The organism is Streptomyces decoyicus (assembly GCF_019880305.1).
Taxonomy (GTDB): domain Bacteria; phylum Actinomycetota; class Actinomycetes; order Streptomycetales; family Streptomycetaceae; genus Streptomyces; species Streptomyces decoyicus.
In genome coordinates this window covers 1,126,509-1,148,656 of record NZ_CP082301.1, presented here as the reverse complement: position 1 = coordinate 1,148,656, position 22,148 = coordinate 1,126,509, and the positions used below count along the sequence as shown (strand labels likewise).

General features: G+C 71.8%; 22 protein-coding genes and 1 pseudogene. 3 read left to right on the top strand and 20 right to left on the bottom strand.

Features of this window, described 5'->3' with window-relative positions:
- Window positions 1-87: 87 nt before the first annotated feature.
- From K7C20_RS04850 to K7C20_RS04835, 4 genes are all read right to left on the bottom strand, one after another.
- Complete coding sequence (locus K7C20_RS04850) at window positions 88-1,056, bottom strand: SDR family NAD(P)-dependent oxidoreductase (protein WP_053209917.1); 969 nt, start codon at window positions 1,054-1,056, stop codon at window positions 88-90.
- Window positions 1,057-1,368: 312 nt separating this feature from the next.
- A complete protein-coding gene (locus K7C20_RS04845) occupies window positions 1,369-2,298 on the bottom strand; it encodes a Rieske (2Fe-2S) protein (protein ID WP_078953449.1) in 930 nt (309 codons plus the stop codon).
- Entirely contained in the window at window positions 2,295-3,314 is a 1,020-nt protein-coding gene (locus tag K7C20_RS04840) for an SRPBCC family protein (protein ID WP_030079711.1), read from the bottom strand. Before K7C20_RS04840 ends, K7C20_RS04845 begins: the two co-directional genes overlap by 4 nt.
- Window positions 3,315-3,320: 6 nt before the next feature.
- Complete coding sequence (locus K7C20_RS04835) at window positions 3,321-4,142, bottom strand: hypothetical protein (RefSeq protein WP_030079713.1); 822 nt, start codon at window positions 4,140-4,142, stop codon at window positions 3,321-3,323.
- Between the two features lie 377 nt (window positions 4,143-4,519).
- On the opposite strand from K7C20_RS04835, the gene K7C20_RS04830 reads away from it, so the two are divergent.
- Window positions 4,520-6,031 (top strand): alpha/beta hydrolase, encoded by a 1,512-nt coding sequence (locus K7C20_RS04830; RefSeq protein ID WP_245171609.1) that lies wholly within the window; start codon window positions 4,520-4,522, stop codon window positions 6,029-6,031.
- 40 nt (window positions 6,032-6,071) lie between these two features.
- Here K7C20_RS04830 and K7C20_RS04825 read toward each other — a convergent pair whose 3' ends face one another.
- The 6 genes and pseudogenes from K7C20_RS04825 to K7C20_RS04800 all read right to left on the bottom strand — a co-directional run.
- Entirely contained in the window at window positions 6,072-6,299 is a 228-nt protein-coding gene (locus K7C20_RS04825; RefSeq protein WP_030079717.1) for a DUF6458 family protein, read from the bottom strand.
- A 121-nt stretch (window positions 6,300-6,420) separates the two neighbouring features.
- Window positions 6,421-7,407 carry a non-homologous end joining protein Ku gene (gene ku, locus K7C20_RS04820; RefSeq protein WP_053209918.1) on the bottom strand — a complete coding sequence of 329 codons (987 nt, stop codon included), beginning with the start codon at window positions 7,405-7,407 and terminating at the stop codon, window positions 6,421-6,423.
- A gap of 146 nt (window positions 7,408-7,553) precedes the next feature.
- On the bottom strand, window positions 7,554-8,945 hold the full coding sequence (locus K7C20_RS04815) for a DUF2252 domain-containing protein (protein ID WP_053209919.1): 1,392 nt from the start codon (window positions 8,943-8,945) through the stop codon (window positions 7,554-7,556).
- Between the two features lie 26 nt (window positions 8,946-8,971).
- Window positions 8,972-9,373 (bottom strand): DUF7144 family membrane protein, encoded by a 402-nt coding sequence (locus K7C20_RS04810; protein ID WP_048829211.1) that lies wholly within the window; start codon window positions 9,371-9,373, stop codon window positions 8,972-8,974.
- A gap of 98 nt (window positions 9,374-9,471) precedes the next feature.
- On the bottom strand, window positions 9,472-10,311 hold the full coding sequence (locus K7C20_RS04805; RefSeq protein ID WP_053209920.1) for a hypothetical protein: 840 nt from the start codon (window positions 10,309-10,311) through the stop codon (window positions 9,472-9,474).
- A 112-nt stretch (window positions 10,312-10,423) separates the two neighbouring features.
- Window positions 10,424-10,546, bottom strand: a pseudogene (locus tag K7C20_RS04800) (TetR/AcrR family transcriptional regulator); the annotation flags it as partial.
- A 590-nt stretch (window positions 10,547-11,136) separates the two neighbouring features.
- On the opposite strand from K7C20_RS04800, the gene ligD reads away from it, so the two are divergent.
- Window positions 11,137-12,087, top strand: a complete 951-nt coding sequence (gene ligD, locus K7C20_RS04795) for a non-homologous end-joining DNA ligase (RefSeq protein WP_048829212.1) — start codon at window positions 11,137-11,139, stop codon at window positions 12,085-12,087.
- A gap of 157 nt (window positions 12,088-12,244) precedes the next feature.
- On the opposite strand, the gene K7C20_RS04790 is transcribed toward ligD, so the two are convergent.
- A complete protein-coding gene (locus tag K7C20_RS04790; RefSeq protein ID WP_030079729.1) occupies window positions 12,245-13,330 on the bottom strand; it encodes a cation diffusion facilitator family transporter in 1,086 nt (361 codons plus the stop codon).
- Window positions 13,331-13,569: 239 nt separating this feature from the next.
- Between K7C20_RS04790 and K7C20_RS04785 the strand changes: the two genes are divergently transcribed.
- A complete protein-coding gene (locus tag K7C20_RS04785) occupies window positions 13,570-14,229 on the top strand; it encodes an endonuclease (protein ID WP_030079731.1) in 660 nt (219 codons plus the stop codon).
- Window positions 14,230-14,382: 153 nt separating this feature from the next.
- Here the strand turns inward: K7C20_RS04785 and K7C20_RS04780 are convergent, their stop codons facing one another.
- The 9 genes from K7C20_RS04780 to K7C20_RS04740 all read right to left on the bottom strand — a co-directional run bounded on the left by K7C20_RS04780 (window position 14,383) and on the right by K7C20_RS04740 (window position 22,029).
- Window positions 14,383-16,224 carry a complex I subunit 5 family protein gene (locus tag K7C20_RS04780; protein ID WP_030079733.1) on the bottom strand — a complete coding sequence of 614 codons (1,842 nt, stop codon included), beginning with the start codon at window positions 16,222-16,224 and terminating at the stop codon, window positions 14,383-14,385.
- Complete coding sequence (locus K7C20_RS04775) at window positions 16,221-16,568, bottom strand: sodium:proton antiporter (protein WP_053209921.1); 348 nt, start codon at window positions 16,566-16,568, stop codon at window positions 16,221-16,223. The genes K7C20_RS04780 and K7C20_RS04775 overlap by 4 nt, the downstream gene beginning before the upstream one ends.
- Window positions 16,565-17,323, bottom strand: a complete 759-nt coding sequence (locus tag K7C20_RS04770) for an MnhB domain-containing protein (protein ID WP_030079737.1) — start codon at window positions 17,321-17,323, stop codon at window positions 16,565-16,567. The genes K7C20_RS04775 and K7C20_RS04770 overlap by 4 nt, the downstream gene beginning before the upstream one ends.
- Window positions 17,320-17,589 carry a Na(+)/H(+) antiporter subunit B gene (locus K7C20_RS04765; RefSeq protein WP_030079739.1) on the bottom strand — a complete coding sequence of 90 codons (270 nt, stop codon included), beginning with the start codon at window positions 17,587-17,589 and terminating at the stop codon, window positions 17,320-17,322. Before K7C20_RS04765 ends, K7C20_RS04770 begins: the two co-directional genes overlap by 4 nt.
- Window positions 17,582-18,073, bottom strand: coding sequence for a monovalent cation/H+ antiporter complex subunit F (locus tag K7C20_RS04760; protein WP_030079741.1), 492 nt, complete (start codon window positions 18,071-18,073; stop codon window positions 17,582-17,584). Before K7C20_RS04760 ends, K7C20_RS04765 begins: the two co-directional genes overlap by 8 nt.
- Window positions 18,070-18,246 (bottom strand): hypothetical protein, encoded by a 177-nt coding sequence (locus K7C20_RS04755; protein WP_167352533.1) that lies wholly within the window; start codon window positions 18,244-18,246, stop codon window positions 18,070-18,072. Before K7C20_RS04755 ends, K7C20_RS04760 begins: the two co-directional genes overlap by 4 nt.
- Before the next feature lie 119 nt (window positions 18,247-18,365).
- Window positions 18,366-20,780: a phosphoketolase family protein gene (locus K7C20_RS04750; protein WP_053209922.1), complete on the bottom strand. Its 2,415-nt coding sequence runs from the start codon at window positions 20,778-20,780 to the stop codon at window positions 18,366-18,368.
- 36 nt (window positions 20,781-20,816) lie between these two features.
- Entirely contained in the window at window positions 20,817-21,782 is a 966-nt protein-coding gene (locus K7C20_RS04745) for an LLM class F420-dependent oxidoreductase (RefSeq protein WP_030079742.1), read from the bottom strand.
- 52 nt (window positions 21,783-21,834) lie between these two features.
- Window positions 21,835-22,029 carry a hypothetical protein gene (locus K7C20_RS04740; protein ID WP_030079743.1) on the bottom strand — a complete coding sequence of 65 codons (195 nt, stop codon included), beginning with the start codon at window positions 22,027-22,029 and terminating at the stop codon, window positions 21,835-21,837.
- Window positions 22,030-22,148 lie beyond the last annotated feature (119 nt).

Here is a 22,148-nt window from a genome sequence, read left to right as displayed (position 1 = left end):
ACACCGGTGCACCGGCCTCGCCCCGTGAGCGCTCCGGGCGCCGTGGACCGCGCCCTGAGCCGGGCCTCGTGGCCTTACGGGATGCCCTCAGCGCTGGTTGAAGCGGTCGGCCGCCCGTTCGTTGAGGGCGCCGAGCACCCGCCGAAGCCGCCGGGCCGGCGGCTGCTCCCCGGCCTCGACCGTCGAGCCGTCGACGGTTCCGCGGGCCCCGTCGCGGGGCAGCACCCGGGCGAACGCCGACACCAGCCGGGTGGTGGTCACCGGCGCCAGCCCGTGCGCCCTGGCGCCGAGCCTGGCCGCCGGTGTCAGCACGATGCGCGGACGCCGCCGTTGGAGTGCGGAGACGATACGGTCCGCCGCCCGCTCGGCGCTCATCGACAGCACAGGCGCCCCGGCCAGCGCCGAGAACCATGCGTACTCCCGGCGCCGGTCCCCGCCGAACAGGGCATGCAGATGCGACCCGGTGCGCATCAGGCCGGGGTGGACCGCGGTCACACTGACGCCGTGCGGGCCCTCCTCCGCGCGCAGCCCCTCGGCCAGCGCGGCCACCGCCGACTTGGCGCAGGAGTACGGCAGCAGATGCGGCACCGCCAGCAGCCCCCCGACGGACCCGATGAGTGCCAGCCTGCCGCCGGCCGGGCTGCGCCGGAGGTGGGGGAGCGCGGAGAGTGCGGTGTTCAGGGCCCCGTTGAAGACGGAGTCCATCGCCTCCTGGAAGCCGTCGGGGCCGAGGGCGTCCGCCGGGCCGACCTGGATGATGCCGGCGTTGGCGATGACGATGTCCAGCCCGTCGTGGTCCCTGGCGATCTCCGCGAGACGGTCCTGCACCGCGGCCCTGTCCCGCACATCGCACACCACACCGCGCACCGTGCCGCCGCGCCACTGGGCCAGCCTGCCGACGGCCCTGGCCAGTTCGGCGTCGTCCCGGGCCAGCAGAACGACATCACAGCCGTGCCGCAGCAGTTCGCGGGCCAGCAGTAGTCCGAGCCCCCGTGAGCCGCCGGTGACGACAGCGGTGAGCCCTTCGATCGAGGGAGCGGCCGGAAGCACACGCATGACGATCCCTTCCCTTGGGCGCCGGTCGGCCGAGGCGCGGCCCCGCACGACAGGTCAGGCAGGGCACCGGTCACCTGCGGCTTCGACGCTAACGGGCGGCGGGGCCCGGCGTGCCGGCGGGTATGTGTCGCCGCTCCGGGCGCTTGCCCGCGCTCCTCGCCGGATTCCCGGGCGGCAAGGGCAGGGGAGGCCCGCGGCGACGGATGACACCCGCGACGGGGCGTTCGGCCAGTCAGGCGGCCGGCGACGGCCGCTCCTCGACGAGAGGGGCTGCGCCGGGAGCCGTCGGCCGTCGAGCGGTCCGCGCGAGGTTCAGCCGGCGCCGGGCAGCCGTACCTCGACGGTGCCCGCACCATCCACCCGCACCTGGAAGGACGGCTGGGGAGCGGTGGCCGGGCCACGGACGTTCGCGCCGTCCGACAGCCGGAAGACACTGCCGTGCCAGGGGCACTCCACACAGCCGTCGGCGATCGTGCCCTCCGTCAGGGGCCCCGACAGATGGCTGCACCGCCCGGCGAGGACATGGATGGATCCGCCCGCCTGGCGGACCACCAGCAGCGGGACCTCGCCCAGCTCCCGGCGCACCGCCTCGCCGACCGGGAAGTCCTCGACCCTGCCCACGGGATGCCAGCCCTCGTCCAGCAGATGGGGCACCGGCTCCGACTTGTTGGCGCCGGCCGCCTGCCGGTAGGCGAGGTGCCCGCCGAGGGTGGCCCCGGTGCCGGCCGCGCACAGCCCCGCGAACCCGAGCACCTTGCCGCGCGCCGTATGGCCGCGGCCGCGATGCACCCAGGACCGCGCGTACAGGCCGACGGCCACGGCGATCGAGACCGCGTGCACCAGGCCGGTACGCATCTGGTCCTCGTGCTGCTCGGCCCAGTCCACCCAGCCCGCCAGCGCGGCCGGTGCGGCCGTGAGGACGCCCACCCCGACCAGGAGGCGGGCACCGCGCCGGGTCCCCGGGACGACGTCCAGCACCGCGGCGGACAGCCATGCGCCCATCGGCACCTGCACCAGGGCCGGGTGCAGCGGATGGCCGATCGGCAGGCCGTGCAGCACATCGCGGAAGCGCCCCAGGGGAAGCCCGCGCACCACCCGCTGCACCGGGGCGATCAGCGCATCCAGCTGCTCCAGGCGGCCCAGCGCGTCGAGGGACGTCAAATAGGCTTCCTCGGCACGGGCGAAGGCGCCTTGTGCGATGCCGCTGCCCGGGACGACACCCGCGCATTCCGGCTCACTCATTCTTCTTCCTCCTCCTCTTCTTCTTCCTCCTCTTCCTCGCCGCCCTTTTCGCCGCCCTCGTCTTCTTCGTCCTCGTCCCAGTCTTCTTCTTCCTCGCCCTCCTTGGCCTCGGCGCCTTCCTCGTCCTCGTCGTACTCCTCTTCTTCCTCGCCCTCGCCCTCTTCCTCGCCGTCGTAGTCCTCGGCCTCTTCGTCCTGTTCGGCCTCTTCCTCCTCGATGGCTTCTTCGTGGGTCCGTACGACCTCGCCGTCGCGGATCTCACCGCGCCAGCCCTCGGGCTCTTCGCCGGTGAGGGTGACGTAGCGCTGGAAGTGCTTGAAGTCCAGGCGCAGTCGGCGTCCCTGGACCCGCCAGATATTTCCGGTCTTCTCGAAGAATCCCGAGGCGTAGTACTCGACGACCAGCACGATGCGGGTCAGATTCGGCGCCAGTTCGTGAAAACTGACGGCACCGCGGGTCGATCCCTTGGCACCTTCGGACGTCCAGATGATGCGTTCGTCCGGCACCTGCTCCTGGACGGTCGCTTTCCATCCCCGGGTCGAGGGACCGACCTTGGCCTTCCAGTCACTGCTCAACTCATCGTGCATCGACACACTGCGTACGCCCTTGGTGAAGCTGCTGAACTTCTCGTACTGCGTCCAGTGGTCGTAGGCGGTGCGCAGGGGCACCCCGACGTCGAGGACCTCGATGATGTTGGTGACCTTCTTGTCCCCCGATTTGCGTTTCTTGCCGCCGCCGAAGAATTCCTTGGCCTTCCCCACCACGCTGTCCTTGACGTTCTCCGCCGTCCCCTTGACGGCGGCCTTCACGGGGGAGTCGCCCCCGAGGAGATTGCCCGCGATCTTGGACAGCGATCCGCCGTTCTCGGCGACATCGGTGAGCTGGCCGGTCACATCCGTGAGTTTGTCCCCGGCCCGTTCGGCCAGGTTCCCGACCCACTTCGTCGCATAGTTGCCGAGTTCGCCACGCAGTCGGTCGAGTCCCGAGTCCGCTGTGTCCTGTCCCGTCTTGGCCATGACCGGTTACCTCCGGCGCTCGGTGCGCGATGATGTCTTCTTGGCGCTCTTCTTCGCAGCGGGGGCTGCCTTCTTGCCTGAAGCGGTCTTCTTCGGTGGCGCCTTCTTGGCGGTGGCCTTTCCGGCTGTCTTCTTGGCCGCGGTCTTCTTCGCGGCGGTCTTCTTTGCCGCGGTCTTCTTGCCCGGGGCCGCCTTCTCGGCGGCCGCCTTTTTGGCCGGGGCCTTCTTGGCGGTCTTCGTCGCCGCAGGCTTCTTGGCGGCGGTCTTCTTCGCGGGTGCCGTCTTCTTCGCGGCCGTCCGTCCCGCGGCGGCCTTCTTCCCGGCGGACTTCGCGGGCTTCTCTTCTTCCTCTTCTTCCTCCTCCTCGGGCTCCTCCTCTTCGTCGTACTCGTCCTCGTACTCGCCCTCGGGCCCTTCCTCCTCCTCTTCTTCTTCCTCCTCTTCCGGCTCCTCGTCCTCGTCGTACTCGCCCTCTTCTTCCTCCTCCTCGGGTTCCTCTTCCTCCTCGAGCCCGATGTCATCGAGCTTGAGGGACCGGTCGTGGAGGGTGTCGGCGAGCGTCGTCAGACGGCGGTTGGCGGCCGTCGTCACGGCCTTCCGGCCGGCGTCCATCACTTCTCCGCGCAGCTGTTCACCCAGCTCCGCGACCTGGGGGATCTCGCTGAGCTTGCGCACCCCCTGGGCCACGAGCTGGCGCGGTTCAAGTCCGAATTGACGCCCGGCGATATACGACGCCACGGTGAGCGCGAATCGGCCCTTTTTCGTACGGCCCAGCACATAGCCGCCGGCAAGGGCGGCGGCCAGCAGGACCTTGCTTGTGTCATTCATGGGTGCGTCACCTTTTCCCGGACATGCAGCCGATCGGCGTCTGTGCAGGGCCCGCCATCCGGCGGCGCAGTTGTGCCCTATCTCCAGAGTGGTCGGAGTCTCGACCCGCGCATCTCGAGCGGGCCGAAGTGGCCCGTACGGTCACCCTGCGGAAGCGGCCGGTCCTGCTGCGTGGCGGGGGGACACGGGGCGCCTGCCGAACGGAAACAGGCGGTGACGTCCTCCGCGATCGGCAGCGGCGCCGCGGCAGGTGTGCGCGAGCCGCGCAACGGCCCTAGGCTCGAAATATGCCGGGAACACGCCGTGCACCGTCTCGTGTGGGAGTAGGGGGAGCGCGGTGTGTTCGCCGGCGCAGGGCGCCCGCGGCCGTTGTGGCGGTGGTGGCGCTGCTCGGCACGTTCGCCGGAACTCCGGGCGCGGCGGCGGTCGATGACCCCGACCTGAGGTCCTTCTACCAGCAGACCCTGGCCTGGGAACCCTGCGGCGCGGACCTACAGAACGGCGCGCAGAGCGGAGGCGCCGGTCAGCCGGCCGGCTTCCGGAAGCGGCTGGAGTGCGCGCGGCTGGAGGTGCCGCGAAACTACGGCGACCCCGGACGCGGCACGATGCAGGTCCAGCTGATCCGGCTGAAGGCGACCGGGCCCGGCAAACGGCTCGGCTCGCTGGTACTCAACCCCGGCGGACCGGGTGCTTCCGGCGTCAACTACCTGATCGACAGCGGGAGCGCCTTCGCGCGGCTGGGGCAGCGCTACGACATCGTCAGCTTCGACCCGCGCGGCACCGGCCACACCGAACCGGTCTCCTGCGGCAGCAAGCTCGCCCCACCGCCCGGCACCGGCGCCGACAGCCTCGCCGCGAAGGAGAAGCGCATCAACGAGGCCTGCGGACGCTACTCCGGTGGGCTGCTGAAGTGGGTCGGGACCCCCGATGTCGCCCGGGACATGGACGTCCTGCGCGCCGCGGTCCGTGACGACAAGCTCAACTACCTGGGGTTCTCGTACGGCACCAAGCTCGGCGCCGTCTACGCCCATGAGTTCCCCCACAAGGTCGGCCGGATGGTCCTGGACAGCGTCGAGGACCCGACCAAGAACGCCTGGCAGACCGCGCTGTCCCAGGCCCGGGGCTTCCAGCGGGCGCTGGACGAATTCTCCGCCGGCTGTGTCCAGGTCGCGGGCTGCCCGCTGGGCACCGACAAGAACAAGGCGGAGGAGCAACTGCGCCGCTGGTACCAGCAGTTGAACGACCGTCCGATGAAGGTGAACGGGGAGACGGTGGATGAGACCACCTATGTGTATGCCTTGCGGGAGGCCCTGTACAGCAGGAGCGTCTGGCCGACGCTGCGTACGGCCCTGGAGCAGCTGCGGCGCGGCGACGGCTCCGGGATCCTGCGCCTGAGTGACGCGGGCGGCAGCAGCGCCGCTCGCGTCGACGGCGTCCCGGCGCGGCCGGTCGGCAGGGACGAGCTACCACCGCAGGACCAGCTGGCCCTCCGGGCGATCTCCTGCCGGGACACCTCGGAACGTTACGGCGAAGACGACTTCCCCCGGGCGGAGCGTGAACTCACGCAGGCTTCCCCGCTCTTCGGCCCGGACATCGCCCCGACCCTGCTGGACTGTCACGACTGGCCCGTTGCGGGCGACGACTCCTCGCGTGAGGTCGCGGCGCCCGACGCGCCGCCCCTTCTCCTCGTCGCGACCACCAGCGACCCGGCGACCCCCTACGAGGGCGCGTTCAACATGGCCCGTGCGCTGGACAACTCCAGCGTCGTGCTGACCTTCCGCGGCGAGGGCCATGCCGCCTACACCACCGGCGACCCCTGCGTACATCAGCATGTCGACGGCTTCCTGCTGAACGGCACCCTGCCGAAGCCCGATACCTCCTGCGGCTGACGCCGGACCCGCCGCGGGGCGAGGACGCGTACGTCCACGACTACCTGTAGTAGCGGTTGTCCTCGACATCGACGACCGGGGCGCCGGGCGAGGGTGGCTGGGTACGCCGCCGCTTCAGGATGCTCACATAGGTGGCGAGACCGATGATGCCGACGAGCATCATGATGATCCCCACCAAGTCGACGTTGATCCCGGCAACATGCAAGTCGACGGCGAAGGTGAGGATCGCCCCCACCGCAAGTAGACCGATGCACCCGCCAATACCCATCGTGTCAGCCTCCCTCACTCTCTGGGCGGTAACGCCCGTCGAGGGGTCGCGTACCCGCGGGCGGGCGCCTTATGTCCGGACGCGGGGCGGGGCGGCAGCCGGCCCCGGTCCCCGCAAGGGCTCAGCCGGCCCGCCGCCCGCCCCTGCCCGCGGTCTTCTTCGCCGCTGCCGTCTTCTTGGCAGGCGTCTTCTTGGCGGCGGTTTTCGAGGCGGTGGTCTTCTTCGCCGCCGTCTTCTTCGCTGCTGTCTTCTTCGCGGTGCTCTTCTTCGTGCTGCGGCCGGACCCGCCACCACCCGGGGCGCCCTCGGTCTCCTCGTCCTCGCCGCGGGACTTCCTGGCCGCGCGGACGCTGTCCTGAAGGGCCGCCATCAGGTCCATCACCTGGCCGGCCGGCTGCTCCTCACCGGCCGGGAAGTCCGGCTCGCGATGCGCCAGCTTCGCCGCCACGATCTCCTCCAGCGCCTCACGGTAGTGATCGTGCACATCGTCTTCCGACAGCTCGCCGAAGGAATCCATGAGCGTCTCGGCGGCCGCCACCTCGGCGGGGGCGACCTCCGGCTGCCGCTCGGGCAGCACCCCGTCCATCGGGCGGATCTGGTGCGGCCACAGCAGCACCTGCATGACCAGCGCGCCCTCCATCGGGCGGATCATGGCGAGCGTCTCCCGCCCGTGCAGCGCGATCTTGCCGAGCCCGACGCGCTGGTGCCGTTCCATCGCCTCGCGCAGCAGCACATAGGGCTTGGCCGCGGCCGGGCTGTCGATGCCCAGGTAGTAGCCCTTGCCCATCTGTAGCGGGTCGATGTCCCCGCCGGCGACGAAGGCCAGGATCGTCAGCGTCTTCGCGGTCGGCAGCGGCAGCGCGTCCAGATCGTCGTCGCTCAGCGGTACGACGATGTCCCTGTCGTCGGGCTTGTAGCCCCGGCCGATCTCGTCCGGGGTGATCTCGACGTCTTCCAGCGAGCACACGGGCTGATTGCGTACCCGCCCGCCGTCCGCCGTATGGATCCGTACAAAGCTGACCGACGTGGAGCTGTCCGTGGCGTTGTACGCGGCGACCGGGATCGTGACCAGGCCGAAGCTGATGGAGAACTTCGCCGTGGGGCGCATGGGGGCCGCCTTCATCGGAGCCATTCGGCACCATGCTAGGCGGGGCGGACTGACCGTACATCCCGGGCGATTCCGGGTGCGTCGTTCGGGTGGCGGCGCCCCGGCTGCCGCTCGGCACGGTGCTCCGGTGCCCCCGCCCCAGCCCCTCAGGAGGACGCGGCCGTCACCCGGCCCGTCCGGACCGCCTCCCTGAGCGTCTGGTGGTCGCGCTCGTTCTGGTCCGCGTAACGCTCCGCGAACCGCGCCAGCGCCTCGTCGAAGACCGTGCTCCTGCCGAGGTAGGCGCCGATCGCGATCCGGTCGCCGGACCTGGCGTGCGCACGGGCGAGGGTGGCGCCGCAGCGTACGGCGAACCGCCGCATGCCCGTCGGCACCATCACATCCGTCGGCATGATGCCCTTCCAGTCACGCAATTGGCGGACATAGAAGTCGCGTGGGCGCCCGTCGATGCCGGTGGTCCGCTCCCAGCCGAGGAAGATGTCGCCGGCGGCCTGCATCAACCGCTGGCCGGCCACCACGCGTTCGCCCTGGTGGGTGTGCGGGCCGGGGCCGGCATACGGAGCGAGTGCGGACTCGTCGGCCTCCTTGGCCTGGAGCAGGAGCGGGTCGTCCATGTCCTTGCCGAGCAGCAGCACGATCCAGCAGCGGGTGCCCACACTACCGACCCCGACGACCTTGCGGGCCATGTCGACGACCCGGTACTGCTCCAGCAGCCGGCGATGGTCCGAACGCAGGGTGCGGCCGTAGCTCTGGACCATTCCACGGATCTGGTCCGTCAGCCGGTCGCGCTCGACGTCCGGCAGCAGATCGTCCAGCGGCACGATCAACGGCGGATCGGCGGCGATCCGCACCTGGCCGCCGCTCCTGCGGGTCAGCTTGCGGTAGGCCTGCACGGCGTCGCGCGTACGGGCTTCCTCGATGGTGCGGGCCAGTGCCGCACGGCCCCTGCTGCCCAGCTCATGGGCTTCCTCGGCCTCGACGTCGGCCATGTCGGCATGGGCGTACCAGACCTCCAGGGTGCGCATGTCCGCGTAGCGGCGCATCTCCTCGCGGTAGGACGCGCAGGCGGCCCGGACGATGCCGGCCCGGACCTTCTCGGGGAGGCCGTTCCCGCGCCCCGCGATGGCGAAGCTTGCCGCCAGCCGTTTGACGTCCCACTCCCACGGGCCGGGCAGGGTCTCGTCGAAGTCGTTGATGTCGAACATCAGATGGCGCTCGGGGGAGGCCAGCAGACGGAAGTTCAGCAGATGGGCGTCCCCGCACAGCTGGGTGCGCAGCCCCGTCGACGGTGTCGTGGCCAGGTCCGCGGCCATGAGGGCGGCGGCGCCGCGGTAGAAGCGGAACGGGGATTCCAGCATCCGTCCGTAGCGCAGGGGCACCAACTCCGGTACACGGAGCGCGGACTGCCGTTCGATGACGTCCACCGGGTCGGCCCGGCCGGCCGCGGGGGTGAACTCCGCATGACGCGAGCGGGGCACTTCGGAGCGAAGTGCCCTGCCTGCTTCCGCGCGTTGCTGCGGGGTGGGTCCGGTGGTCATGACCGTGACCGGAGGGGGTGTTCAGCTCACCGGGCGGTCGCGGTGCGGTGGTGGTTGTCCGTACACAGCGCCCAGATGATGAAGATGTCGATGGCGATCAGCACGATGGCCCAGAAGGGGTAGTGGGGGATCCACAGGAAGTTCGCCAGCGCGCCCAGGCCCGCCAGGATGACACCGATCACCCGTGCCCACATCGCGCCCGTGGAGAGCAGTGCGACACCGGCGAGGAGGATGATGATGCCCAGGATGAGATGGATCCAGCCCCATCCCGTCAGGTTGAAGGAGAACACGTAGTTCTGCGTGGTGACGAAGACGTTGTCCTTGGCGATGGCGGAGATGCCCTCGAAGAAGGCCATCGCGCCACCGAAAATCATCAGGACCGCGGCGAATGCCGTCCATCCGCTCACGTCGCGCTTCCGAGTGGCCATGGGTGACTCCTCACTTGAGAAACCTGGCCGTCCTTACCGGACCCGCCGGTGGTCATGCAGTTCGTTCCACGTTCACACAGGTACCGGTCAGCCGCATGTCAGGGATGTTCGAAGGCCTGGAGCACCCCGGCCCCCGCAAAGCAGAGCGCTCCGGTGAGGGTCCCCCAGTTGGCGATGCCGACGCTGACCAGGCTTCCGGTCTCCGGCCGGGTGAAGGCGGCCAGCGCGGCCACCATGAAGAGCACGGAACCGAGCTGATTGAGCGCGACGATCCACCACCCGAGACTGCGCTGTTCGAGGCACAGCCGGCCGTGGCAGACCTCGATGACCGCCAGCTGCCCCGAGATCAGGAACAGCAGGCAGCCGGCCATGTCGGGTGCCCAGACCAGCCGGTTCAGCTGCTGGGCCGTCAGCCCCTGGAGAAACGAATCCAGCAGATTGATGCCGAACACCAGCGTGCCGGCGAACAGCACGAACGTACTCAGCCAGTCGATCCGGCCCGGTTCATAGCTCCACCACCGGAAGCGGTGCGTGGTCAGCGAACCTGCCGCGCTCTCCCGGCGCGGAGCGTTGATGGCCTGGACGAGGGAGGCATAGCCGCCCAGGGTGAAGAACCCGCCGCCGACGAAGTAGATCGGGGCGGTCCCGGTGGAGCTCATCGAGCTGAACTGGGCGAGCGCCGCACCGAGGACGAACAGCGTACCGCCGGAGGTGAAGGAGCCCGCGGCGATGCCGTTCAGCCTGCGCAGACGGTTCAGCGCCGCGGCGCCGGCGCGCCGCACGCTGCTCTCGGCGGCCCCGGCGGGCCGCACCGCGAGCGTTCCGCGCTTGCGGGCCGCCCGCGACTCCCAGACGGCGGTGCCGCCCGCTTCGAGGCGCCAGGTCAGCCGGGTGGTGAACGGTCCCGCACCTTCGGCGCGCTCCTCGGAATGCCCCACCCGCCGAGCCTACCGATCCCGTACGGGAATGCCGGGTAGCGCCTCGTCAGGTCCTCGCCGGGAGGCCCCGCCGGTCCGCGGTGTGCTGGGCGGCGAGGCGGACGGGGGCGTCCCGGGCGCCTGTGTAGCCCAGGCGCGCACATTCCTCCGTGGCGGCGTCGAGAATCTCGGCCCGCGTACGCGCCGCGTCGCGCTGCCGTCCGGCAGGACGGGACGGCGGGCGAACGGCACTCATACGGCTCCTCGGAGGCGGGACCGGTGCCGGTCAGTCTCATGGCGCGACTGTTCGGCCCGCCGTGCGGTGCCCGGCGCGGGGAGCGGATCGGGGGCGGGGCCGGGCTGCGGTCCGGGCGTCGGCGGCGCCGGGTTCGGCGGGATGGGATCCGGCTCGGGGCCCGGCACCGGCGGGGGCACGGGATCGGGTCCGGGGGCGGGGACCGGGCCGGGCGCCGGGCCCGGCGTGGGTCCGGGCGGTCCGGGGCCCGGACCCGGAGTCGGCGGAACCGGATCCGGATGGGTGGGGCCTGGCGGTCCCGGTGGCTGTCGCACCGTCATCTGCTCCTCACGCGTCGCTTCTCGGCGGCCGAGCGCCCAACGCTCGCTCCGCGCGGCATGCTGCTCTCCTTGCCGATCCCGCGTCGGCCATGCGCAGCGAGACGCACCGACCCTGCGCAGCGAGAGGCACGGAACCGCCTTCCCGGCGTACGTACACACTCTGCGACGGCCCCGGCCACTCGGCGACACGGGAGGCGAACGGGCGCGTCGCGCGCACGGCCACCCGGACGCGGGAGCGTACGACGGCCCGGAGCGGGTAACCCCGCCCGCATGAACGCCACAGAGACCGGCACCGGTACAGGAACGGGCACGGACAAGGACACGGTGCGCGCGGGCCGTCGCACGGTGCGGATCCACCGGCCGGACAAGGTGCTGTTCCCCGACGACGGTCTGACCAAGGCCGACGTCATCGACTACTACCGCCGGGTGGCCGCCTCGATGGTCCCGCAGCTGCGGGGGCGGCCGCTGATGCTGGAACGGCTTCCGGAGGGGCTGGGCGGCCCGCAGTTCATGCAGAAGGACACCCCGGACCACTACCCCGACTGGATCCGGCGGGCGCGGGTCACCAAGGAGGGCGGCACCGTCACCCATACCGTCTGCGACGACAACGCGACCCTCCTCTTCCTCGCCGACCAGGCCTGCCTCACCTTCCACCGCTGGCTGTCGCGCGCCGACCGGCCCGACCACCCCGACCGGCTGGTGTTCGATCTCGACCCGCCCGGCCCGGACTTCGAGGCCGTACGGGAGGCCGCCCGGCAGCTCTGTGCGCTGCTCGACGAACTCGGCCTGCCGGCCACCCTGATGACCACCGGGTCGAAGGGGTTGCACGTCACCGTCCCGCTGGACGGCCGAAGCGACTTCGACACGGTACGGGGCTTCGCCCAGGACGTGGCCCAGGTGCTGGCCGGGCGTCACCCGGACCGTCTGACCACCGCCGTACGCAAGAAGTCGCGCGGTGACCGGCTCTACCTCGATGTGCAGCGCAACGCCTATGCGCAGACGGCGGTCGCGCCCTGGTCGCTGCGTCCCAAACCCGGTGCCCCGGTCGCCGTGCCGATCACCCGGAAGCAGCTCGACGATCCCCACCTCACCGCGCAGACCTGGTCGTTGAAGGATGTCGCCGGTGTCCTGGAGCAGGCGGGGTCGCGACCGTGGTCCGGGGTGCCGGCCCGCGGGCGTTCGCTGCGCCCGGCACGAAGGCGGCTCGACGCGCTGCGGTGAGCGGGTGACGGTGCCCGGGGCCGGGCCGGGCGGTGACGGGCGGGTGACGGTGGACGGGCGGGTGGTGAGGGTGACGGTGCACGGGGCCGGGTGCGGCACGAGGGAGGTGGTGAGCGGCCGGCCGGCGCGCGGCAGGCCGTCCGGCACCCCCGCGTTCTCAGCCCTCCGGCCGCCGCTCCGCCCCGTCCTGCTCGGGCTCGCCGTTCACTGCCCTGTCGAGCTGCCGACGCTCCCGCCGGGCCCGTGCCCGGTCCCTCGGTGAGGCATCCGTGACGTCCAGGAAGAGCTGGTCGGCGATCGGCCAGTCCTCCCGGACGGCCTTCTTCAGCCGCACCAGGACCTCCTCCACCTCCTCGCTGTCCAGCCCGGGGACGAGATCGACACGGGCCGCGACCAGCGTCGACCGGGTCCCCAGCCGCATCGACAGCAGGGTGGTCACCGTGTCGATCTCCGGCTGGGCCTCCAGGAACTCCCGGATGGCCTGCCGCAGCGCCGGGTCGGCGGCCTCGCCGATGATCCGGCCGCGGGACTGCTTGGCGAGCTGGTAGGCGACGAACACCAGCAGCGCGCCGATGATCATCGATGCCCAGGCCTCCCACTGCACCTGACCGGTGATCATGTGAAGTCCCATGCCGACCATGGCGACCACCACACCGAAACAGGCGGTGGAGTCCTCCGCCAGCACGGTCCGCAACGCGGGGTCGTCGGCCGCGCGGATCGCCTCCCGCATGCTGCGGCCGTCCTGCCGCGCCTGGCCGTGGACCTGGAGCAGGGCGCGGACCAGCGAGGAGCCCTCGGCGACCAGCGCGACGGCCAGCACGATCAGGCCGGCGACATAGCCCGTACGGGTCTCCGAGCTGCCCGAGCGCAGTGCCTCGATGCCCTGGAAGACGGAGAAACAGCCGCCCATGACGAAAATGCCGACGGCGGCGAGCAGGGACCAGAAGTACCGCTCTTTTCCGTAGCCGAAAGGGTGTTTGCTGTCGGGCGCGCGTTTGCTGCGCTTGAGGGAGGCGAGCAGGAAAATCTCGTTGAGGCTGTCGGCGACCGAGTGCGCGGCCTCGGACAGCAGCGCGGGCGAGGCAGCGAACAGCCCACCGAGCAGCTTGGCCACGGCGATCACCAAGTTGGCGCCGAGCGCCACGAAAACGGTGACCGCGGTTTCGGCGTCCTCCTGGTCCTCTGCCCCCTCCTGCGCCGGCCGACCGGTGGAGTGTTGCGCAGCCTCAGCGTCCCGGGACAAGCGTCGCCTCCCCGTCGTCGGTCGGACAGCGACGTGAGCGTAGTCGCCCGGACGTGGCCGCGCACCCGGTGCGGGGCATTGGGCCCCACGGAGCAGTGGCGGTTTCCCGCCCGGCGCACCGGGGAGTGTGACAGCGGATCATCCACGACACGACAAGCGGATCACCCACGACACGACAGAGGACAGGGCGTGGCCAGGACTTCTCCTTTCGACCTCATGAGCCCCGGCGGGGGCACCGCGTGAGCCCCCGCGGCGGGCAGCGGGCCGTTGCGCGCACCCTGCTGGAGCGGCACGGCGAGACCTTTGCGGCACAGAGCGGGATCCGGCTGGGGAACACGCCGCAGCCGCTGTACCAGGTGCTGGTGCTGGCCGGTCTGCTCAGTGCGCGGATCCGCGCCTCCGTGGCGGTGGCGGCCGCGCGGGCCCTGTTCGACGCGGGCATGCGCACGCCGCGGCGGATGGCGGAGGCGACCTGGCAGCAGCGGGTCGACGCGCTGGGGGAGGGCGGATACCGCCGCTACGACGAGCGCACCGCCACCCAGCTCGGTGACGGCGCCACTCTGCTGCTGGACACCTACGGCGGCGATCTACGGCGGATGCGGGAGGAGGCCGGCGGCGACACCGCGGCGCTGCGGGCCGCCCTGCGGAAGGTGCCGGGCCTGGGGCCCGCGGGCTGCGACATCTTTCTGCGCGAGGTGCAGGGCGTCTGGACCGAACTGGCCCCATATCTCGATGCCAAGGCGGTCCAGGGGGCGGAGCGGCTGGGCCTGCCGGGCGACAGCGGGAAGCTCGCGCGGCTGGTCGGGCAGGACGAGACCGCCGCCTTCGCCTCGGGGCTGGTGCGCGCGGCGCTGGACCGTTCCGTGGTCGACGACGTGCGGGAGGCGTCGGGAGCCTGACCCGGCACCCGCGGCGCCACCGATCGGCCGCGGCCCCGGGACGGCGCGCGAACCGGTAGCTGCCCGCGGACGGCACTGCGGCCCGGACGGCACTGCGGCCGGGACGGCACTGCGGCCCGGACGGCCCTGACGGAACGGAGCCGCCCGCCCCCGTCACACGATGAGTGCCGCCAGCAGGGTGATGCCCGCCAGGAACCAGGCGACATAGTCGCCCACATGACCGGAGTGCAGTCGGCGCAGCGGCGTGGCCCAGCGCGTCGGTTCCCGGCGTCCGGGCCGCCGCACCGCCACCAGGGCGAGCGCCGTGGCCAGCGCGGTGGCCAGCAGGCCCCCCAGCACACCGGCCATGGTCCAGTGCGGCGGGGGAGTGGACGCGGGCTCCGCCGCCCGGCCGTACAGGACGGCCGTGAGGTATCCCGCGTGGTCGGTGAAGGCGTCGGCGGCCCGGCCGATGCCGGTGCGCAGGGCCGGGTCCAGCCCCACCGCCAGTGCCGCGGCGAGCAGCGCCGTGGGGACGATGAGCATGCTGTCCGGGATCCGGGAGAGCCGCCCGCCACGGGTCTCCGGCTCCTCCTCTTTCCCGGTCGTCTCCTCGGCGGCGGCGGCGTCGTCGGCCGGGCGGGACTCCGTTGCCGCGCTCTCCGGAACCGGCCCCAGTCCCAGGAACACCCGCGCCCCGGCCCGCAGCACCGCGCCCCCGGTGGCCGCCGAGACCAGCACGCACAGTGCCGTCGCCCAACCGCCCGCCGCCTCTTCGATGACGGCCTTGCCCAGCGCGGTGCCGAACGGCGGCAGCCCGGCGAGCGCCAGCCCGCCGACGCCGAACAGCACGCCCGCCCAACGGAGTTCCCGCCCCTTGCCGTGCAGCTGGAGCTCATCGACGCTGCCGAACCGGTCCAGCAGAATGCCCACACAGGCGAAGAGCGCCGCCTTCACCCCGGCATGTGCCAGCACGTACAGGGCGACGCCGCCGAGCCCCTCCGGGGTGAGCGTCGCGAGGCCCACCAGGAACAGTCCGGTGTGCGCGATGGTGGAGTAGGCCAGCAGCCGCTTGAGATGGCGCTGCTGCCAGCACATCACCGCACCCAGCACGGCCGTCAGCACGCCCAGGGCCAGCAGTGCCCGGTGTGCCGCGGGCGCCGGGATGCCGCCGGGGCCCGCGAAGACCGTCCAGTAGACGCGGGCCGTGCCGTACAGGCCCAGCTCGACCATGACCCCGGACAGCAGCATGCACACCGGCGTCGGTGCCACCGCATGCGCATCGGCGAGCCAGAAGTGGAACGGCACGGCCGCGGCCTTCACCAGCAGACCGGTGACGACGAGGACGAAGGAGGCGATCACCAGCGCGTCCGGGCCGCCGGGGTGCGCATCGAGGGCGCTGCCGATCTGCGCGAGGCCGAGTTCGCCGGTCCGGGCGTAGAGCAGCCCGATGCCCAGCAAGGTGGTATAGGCGCCGAGGGAGTTGACGAGGGCGAACACCAGCGCCCCCTGGACGGCGCGGGCCTCCTCGACGCGGTAGCCGGTCAGTGCATAGGCGACGACGCCCATCAGCTCGAAGAAGACGAAGGCGTTGAAGAGGTCCCCGGTGAGCGAGAAGCCGCACATGCCCGCCTGGAAGAGCAGCACCAGAGCGGGGAAGGAGCCCGCATGGCGCCGTGGCGGCTCGGCGAAGTACCGCCAGGCGTAGGCGAGGGCGGCCAGCGCCAGCAGCGAGACCAGCGCGGCCAGGCCGAGGCCGATGCGGTCGCCGACCAGCACGATGCCCACGCTCGCCCCGCCGTGCGGCCGCCACCCGCCCAGCCACTCCACGGGCCGGGCGGTGGAGGACGGCGTTGCGGCCGAGGCGTACAGCGCGAGCGCCGCGGCGCCCGCGGCGAAGAGGCACCCCAGCATCTCCGCCGCGTACCGGGGCAGCCGGCGGCCCGCGCCGACCAGCACCGCCGCGCCGAACAGCGGAGTGGCCACGATCAGCGGCAGGGTCTGTGCGACGCTCACCCGCGCAGCTCCGAGAGTTCGTCCGGATCCACCGTCCGGTGCCGCTTGGCGACCTGGATGACCAGGGAGAGCAGCAGCGCGGTGACGGTCGCGCCGATGACGATGTCCGTGAGGGTCAGGGCCTGGACGACGGGATCGACGACGGGGCGCGAGCCCGGCGTGATGTCGGAGAAGACCGGGGCGGTGCCGCCGTCCCGGTACCCGATGGCGAGCAGCAGCACATAGGTCGAGGACTGGCAGACGGCGAGGCAGCCCACGGCGTGGATGAGGTTGCGGCTGGTGGCCAGCCCGTAACAGCCGATCAGGAACAGCCACGCCGCGATCACATACGGCAGCACACTCATGTCCTCGCCTCCGCCTCGTCGTCCCGGCCTTCGCTCTCGATCTCCACGGCCTGGTCCAGGAAACGGGCCAGCAGCACGACCACCCCGCACGCCACCTCCACGCCGATGGCGGCGTTGAGCAGCGGAACGGTGCCGCCGGAGGAGAGCGTGTTGAAGGTGCCGTAGGGAAGGAAGTTGGCCAGGAACGCCGCCCCGGTCAGCAGCGCGGCCGCGCCCACCAGCAGATAGGCGGCCTCGCCCGCGGCGTCCGCCACCTCGTACATGCCCACCGGTCTGATCCGTTCCAGCGCCCGGTAGTCCACGGCGATGTAGAGCAGATGCAGCGAGGTGGCGACCACCACCCCGCCCTGGAAGCCGCCGCCGGGGCTGAGCTGGCCGTGCGCGATGACGTACAGGCCGATGAGCAGGGTGACGGGCAGCGCGATCAGCGCATAGCGGCGCACCGGCGGCGCGACCCGGACCGGCTCCGGGGGCAGCCGGTCCTCGCCGTGGGTCTGCCGCAGCAGGGTGACGGTGCCCACGACCGAGGCGAACAGGATGGACTCCTCGCCGAGGGTGTCGAAGGCGCGCTGGTCGAAGTTGACGGAGGAGACGGTGTTGGCGGTGTGCCGGGCGAGCGCGGCATGGACGGCCCGGTCGCCGTACGGATGCCACAGGCCGCCGAACGCGGGCAGATCGAAGCAGGCCATGACGAACAGCACGGCCACGCCCAGGCCGCCGACGGCCAGCACGCACAGCCGCAGCCGCATGCTCATTCGTGCTCCTCCCGGCGCTCGCTGCGTGCCTTGCGCCGGACCTTGCGTACGGACAGCAGCACCATCAGCGGGGTCAGCGCGGAGCCGACCGCCAGCTGGGAGAGCGCCACATCGGGGGCCTGGAGCAGCAGGAAGACGGTGGCCAGCGCGAGGCCGAGCAGGGACAGCAGAAAGGACTGGCGTACCGGGTCGCGCACCAGGACGGTGGCGGTCCCGGCGACGGCCACCAGCACCAGGCCGAGGATCAGCGGCAGGTCGTCAGCCATCGGACATCCCTTCCGCGGGCCCGGTCCGGCCGTGCCCCGTGCTGACGGCGGCGGTCACCGCACGGGCGGCCGCCCGGCTCCCCATCACCAACAGCACGCCGATGACCAGCAGTTTCACCAGCGCTCTGCCGGGGCCGGCGGCCACGCACAGGGGCAGCACCACCGCGGGAACCGCGACGTAGGTGAGCGTCGTGACCATGAGCAGTGAGCGCGGCCGCGGCGGACGGTCCGCCAACCGGTCGGCGAGCAGCCGCACATAGAGCAGCGTGCCGGCCGGCCCCAGCACCGCGAGCACCAGCGCCGGATCGACATACGCCGGACGGCCGTAGCCCTGGGCCAGCAGCAGGACGACCAGGCTGAGCAGCGTGGTGACCAGGTTCTGGGCGGGCACCCGCCGCCGGACCGGGCCGGTGGCGGCGCCGTACGCGGCCGGGACGACGCCGCACAGCAGCAGCGCGGTGCCCGCTGCGGTCCACCCGTTCACCGGCGCTCCGTCGCGCGGCGCGCCCCGCAGGCCGCCGCGGCGGCGAGCAGCGCGGCGCCGGCGCCGACCTCCCACTCCAGGGTGTCGACGGGACCGATCAGTACGATCCACAGTCCGGTCAACACCGCCCACCATCCGATGAGTTCGGCGCCGGTCGTCAGCCGTCGAGCCATCCGCGCACCTCCTGAGGCCCGGGTACCCGGGCCTCAGGCTCACATGCGGGGGCCCGGCCGCCCGGTCACCGCGCCGGGCGTCACTCCGTCGGAGGCGGTCATCGGGCAGCCGTGCGCCGTCAGCCCGCCCAGGTCCAGTCGGCGACCTCCGGCAGGTCGGTGCCGTGCTCCCGGATCCAGGCGTGGTGGCGGGTACGGACGTCCGCCATCGCCTGCCGCAGCGCGACGGCGCGCACCCCGAGGCCCGGGACCCGGTCGACCACATCCATCACCAGCCGGTAGCGGTCGAGATCGTTGCGGACGACCATGTCGAAGGGTGTGGTCGTGGTGCCCTCCTCCTTGTAGCCGCGGACGTGCAGGTTCTCGTGGCCGGTGCGGCGGTAGCAGAGCCGGTGGATCAGCCACGGATAGCCGTGGTAGGCGAAGACGACCGGTTTGTCGCGGGTGAACAGCGCGTCGTACTCGGGGTCCGGCATGCCGTGCGGATGCTCGCCCGACGGCAGCAGCCGGGCCATGTCGACGACATTGACCACCCGCACCGCCAGCTCCGGCAGATGCTGGCGCAGCAGATCGGCCGCCGCCAGCGTCTCCTGCGTGGGCACGTCCCCCGCGCAGGCCAGTACGACGTCCGGCTCCCGGCTGCCGTCCTCGGTGCCCGCCCATTCCCAGGCGCCGGCGCCGCGCGCGCAGTGGGTGCGGGCCTCGTCGAGGGTGAGCCAGTCGAAGCCCGGCTGTTTGCCGGCCACGATCACATTGACGTAGTCGCGGCTGCGCAGCGCATGGTCGGCCACCGAGAGCAGGGTGTTGGCGTCCGGCGGCAGATAGACCCGGACCACCTCCGGGCTCTTGTTGAGGATGTGGTCGACGAAGCCGGGGTCCTGGTGCGAGAAGCCGTTGTGGTCCTGCCGCCAGACATGGGAGGTGAGCAGGTAGTTCAGTGAGGCGATGGGACGCCGCCAGGGCAGCCGGCGCGCGGTCCGCAGCCATTTGATGTGCTGGTTGACCATGGAGTCGACGATGTGCGCGAACGCCTCGTAGCTGGAGAAGAGCCCGTGCCGGCCGGTGAGGAGATAGCCCTCCAGCCACCCCTGGCACAGGTGCTCGGAGAGCACCTCCATGACCCGGCCGTCGCGCGCGAGATGCTCGTCGGTGCCGAGCGTCTGTGCCTGCCAGGCCTTGCCGGTGGCCTCGTAGAGCGCCTCCAGGCGGTTGGACGCGGTCTCGTCGGGGCCCACGACACGGAAGTCACGGCGCTCCGCGGTGGCCTCCATGACCGCCGCCAGCAGCCCGCCCAGCACCCGGGTCGGCTCGTGCAGCTCGCTGCCGCGCTTGGTCACCTCCACCGCGTACCGCTCCAGCGGCGGGACGGGCAGATCGCGCAGCAGCAGACCGCCATTGGCGTGCGGCGAGGCGCCCAGCCGGTGCGACCCCTCGGGCACACAGGCGAGGACCTCCGGACGCGGCCGGCCCTCGTCGTCGAACAGCTCGTCCGGCCGGTACGAGCGCAGCCAGTCCTCCAGCTGCCGCAGATGCTGGGCGTTCTCGCGTACGCCCGGCAGCGGGACCTGGTGGGCGCGCCAGGTGCCTTCGACGGGCTGCCCGTCGACCTCGTGCGGGCCGGTCCAGCCCTTGGGGGTCCGCAGCACGATCATGGGCCAGCGGGGGCGCTCGGTCACCCCTTCGGTGCGGGCCCGGCGCTGGATGGCGGCGATCCGGTCCAGTGCGCTGTCCATGGCGGCGGCCATCTCCTGGTGGACCGCCGCCGGATCGTCGCCGGTGACATGGATCGGGTCATGGCCGTAGCCGCGCAGCAGCGCATCCAGCTCGTCCCGCGGGATCCGGGCGAGCACCGTCGGGTTGGCGATCTTGTAGCCGTTGAGATGCAGGACGGGCAGCACGGCGCCGTCGTGCACCGGGTCCAGGAACTTCGTGGCGTGCCAGGACGCGGCGAGCGGCCCGGTCTCCGCCTCGCCGTCGCCGACCACACAGGCGACGAACAGCTCCGGGTTGTCGAACGCCGCGCCGTAGGCGTGGGTCAGGGAGTAGCCCAGCTCGCCGCCCTCGTGGATCGAGCCCGGCGTCTCCGGCGCGACATGGCTGGGTACCCCGCCGGGGAACGAGAACTGCCGGAACAGCCGGGCCATGCCCTCGCCGTCCCGGCTGACATCGGGATAGGTCTCCGCGTACGTGCCGTCCAGCCAGGAGTTGGCCACCACGGCGGGGCCGCCGTGCCCCGGCCCCCACACGCACAGGGCGTCCAGTTCGCGGGCCTTGATGACGCGGTTGAGGTGGGTGTGGACCAGGTTCAGGCCGGGCGAGGTGCCCCAGTGGCCCAGCAGCCGCGGCTTGATGTGCTCGGGGCGCAGCGGCGCCGTCAGCAGCGGATTGGCCATCAGATAGATCTGCCCGACGGCCAGGTAGTTGGCGGCCCGCCAGTGCGCGTCGAGACGGCGCAGCTCGGCGGCGTCCAGGGGCCCCGGCCCCGCCGGTGCCCCGCTCGTTCCCGCCCCTGCCGGGTTTTCCGCATCCTGCATGCTCATCTCCCTGTCACGGTGGCGTGCAACGGGCGTTCACAGCGTGCGCAGGGCGGGCAGCAGCTCGGCCTCGGCCCACTCCAGGAACGGTTCCTGGTGCGCGCCGCCGATCTGGACCAGGGCGACCTCCGTGAAGCCCGCGTCCACATAGGCGCGTACCGCGTCGACGAAGCGGCCGACGTCGTCGCCGCACGGGAAGGCCTCCGCGACGTCCTCGGGCCGTACGAACTCCGTCATCGCGTCGAATCCGGCCGGGCCCGGCAGCTCGGCGTTGACCCGCCAGCCGCCGACCGCCCAGCGGAACTGCTCGTGGGCCCGCGCAAGGGCCGCCTTGCGGTCGGGGTCGTAGCAGACCGGCAGCTGGCCGATCCGCGGTTTGTCCTGGCCGCCGTGCCGGTCGAAGGCGGTCAGCAGCTCGCCCTTGGGCTCGGTGGCGATGACCAGATCACCCAGACGGCCCGCGATCTCACAGGACCGGGGGCCCGAGACGGCCACCCCGATCGGCGGCAGCACCTCGGGCAGATCCCAGAGCCTGGCGTGCACCACGTCGAAGTGGGTGCCGTGGTGGGTGACCTCCTCGCCGCGGAACAGCGCCCGGATGATCTCGATCGCCTCGGCCAGCTTGTCCAGCCGTACGGGTGCGGGGGGCCACCCCGCACCCACCACGTGCTCATTGAGGTTCTCGCCGGAGCCGAGCCCCAGCCGGAACCGGCCGCCGCAGAGCAGCTGCATGGTCGCGGCCTTCTGGGCGATGACGGCGGGGTGGTAGCGGGTCGTCGGGCAGGTCACGTAGGTCATCAGCGGGATGCGGGTGGTCGCCTGCGCCGCGGCGCCCAGCACGCTCCAGGCGTACGGGGAGTGGCCCTGGGAGGCCAGCCACGGGAAGTAGTGGTCGGAGGTCACCGAGAAGTCGAAGCCGGCCCGCTCGGCGCCCACCACATGCTCCACCAGCGCCCGGGGCCCGGCCTGTTCGGTCATCATTGTGTATCCGACATGCACCATTCCATCCACCTTGCTGTGGGTGCGCAGGGCCTGCAACCGGGGAGGTTCCGGTTCAGTCGGGCGGCTCGGGGGCCGGGTGGTCGCCCGGCTCCGCACCCGGGGGCTCCTCGGGGTTCGGGCCCGGCTCCTCCGGCTCCGGCTCGGCCGGGACCGGGTCACGCGGCGCGTGCTCCGGCTCGCTCGGCACGGCGCCGGGCTCCCTGGGCGTCGGTTTGGTGGTCATGGCGGGGACAGTTTTCAAGGTCATGGGGCTCTCCTTCCTCACCATCGTCCGTCCAATGCACGTCGTCGGCCCGTTCGAGAAAAAAATCTGAAGGCGCGTTCACGAAGCGCTCCGTTCATGACGTGAACGCACACGGCCGTCCG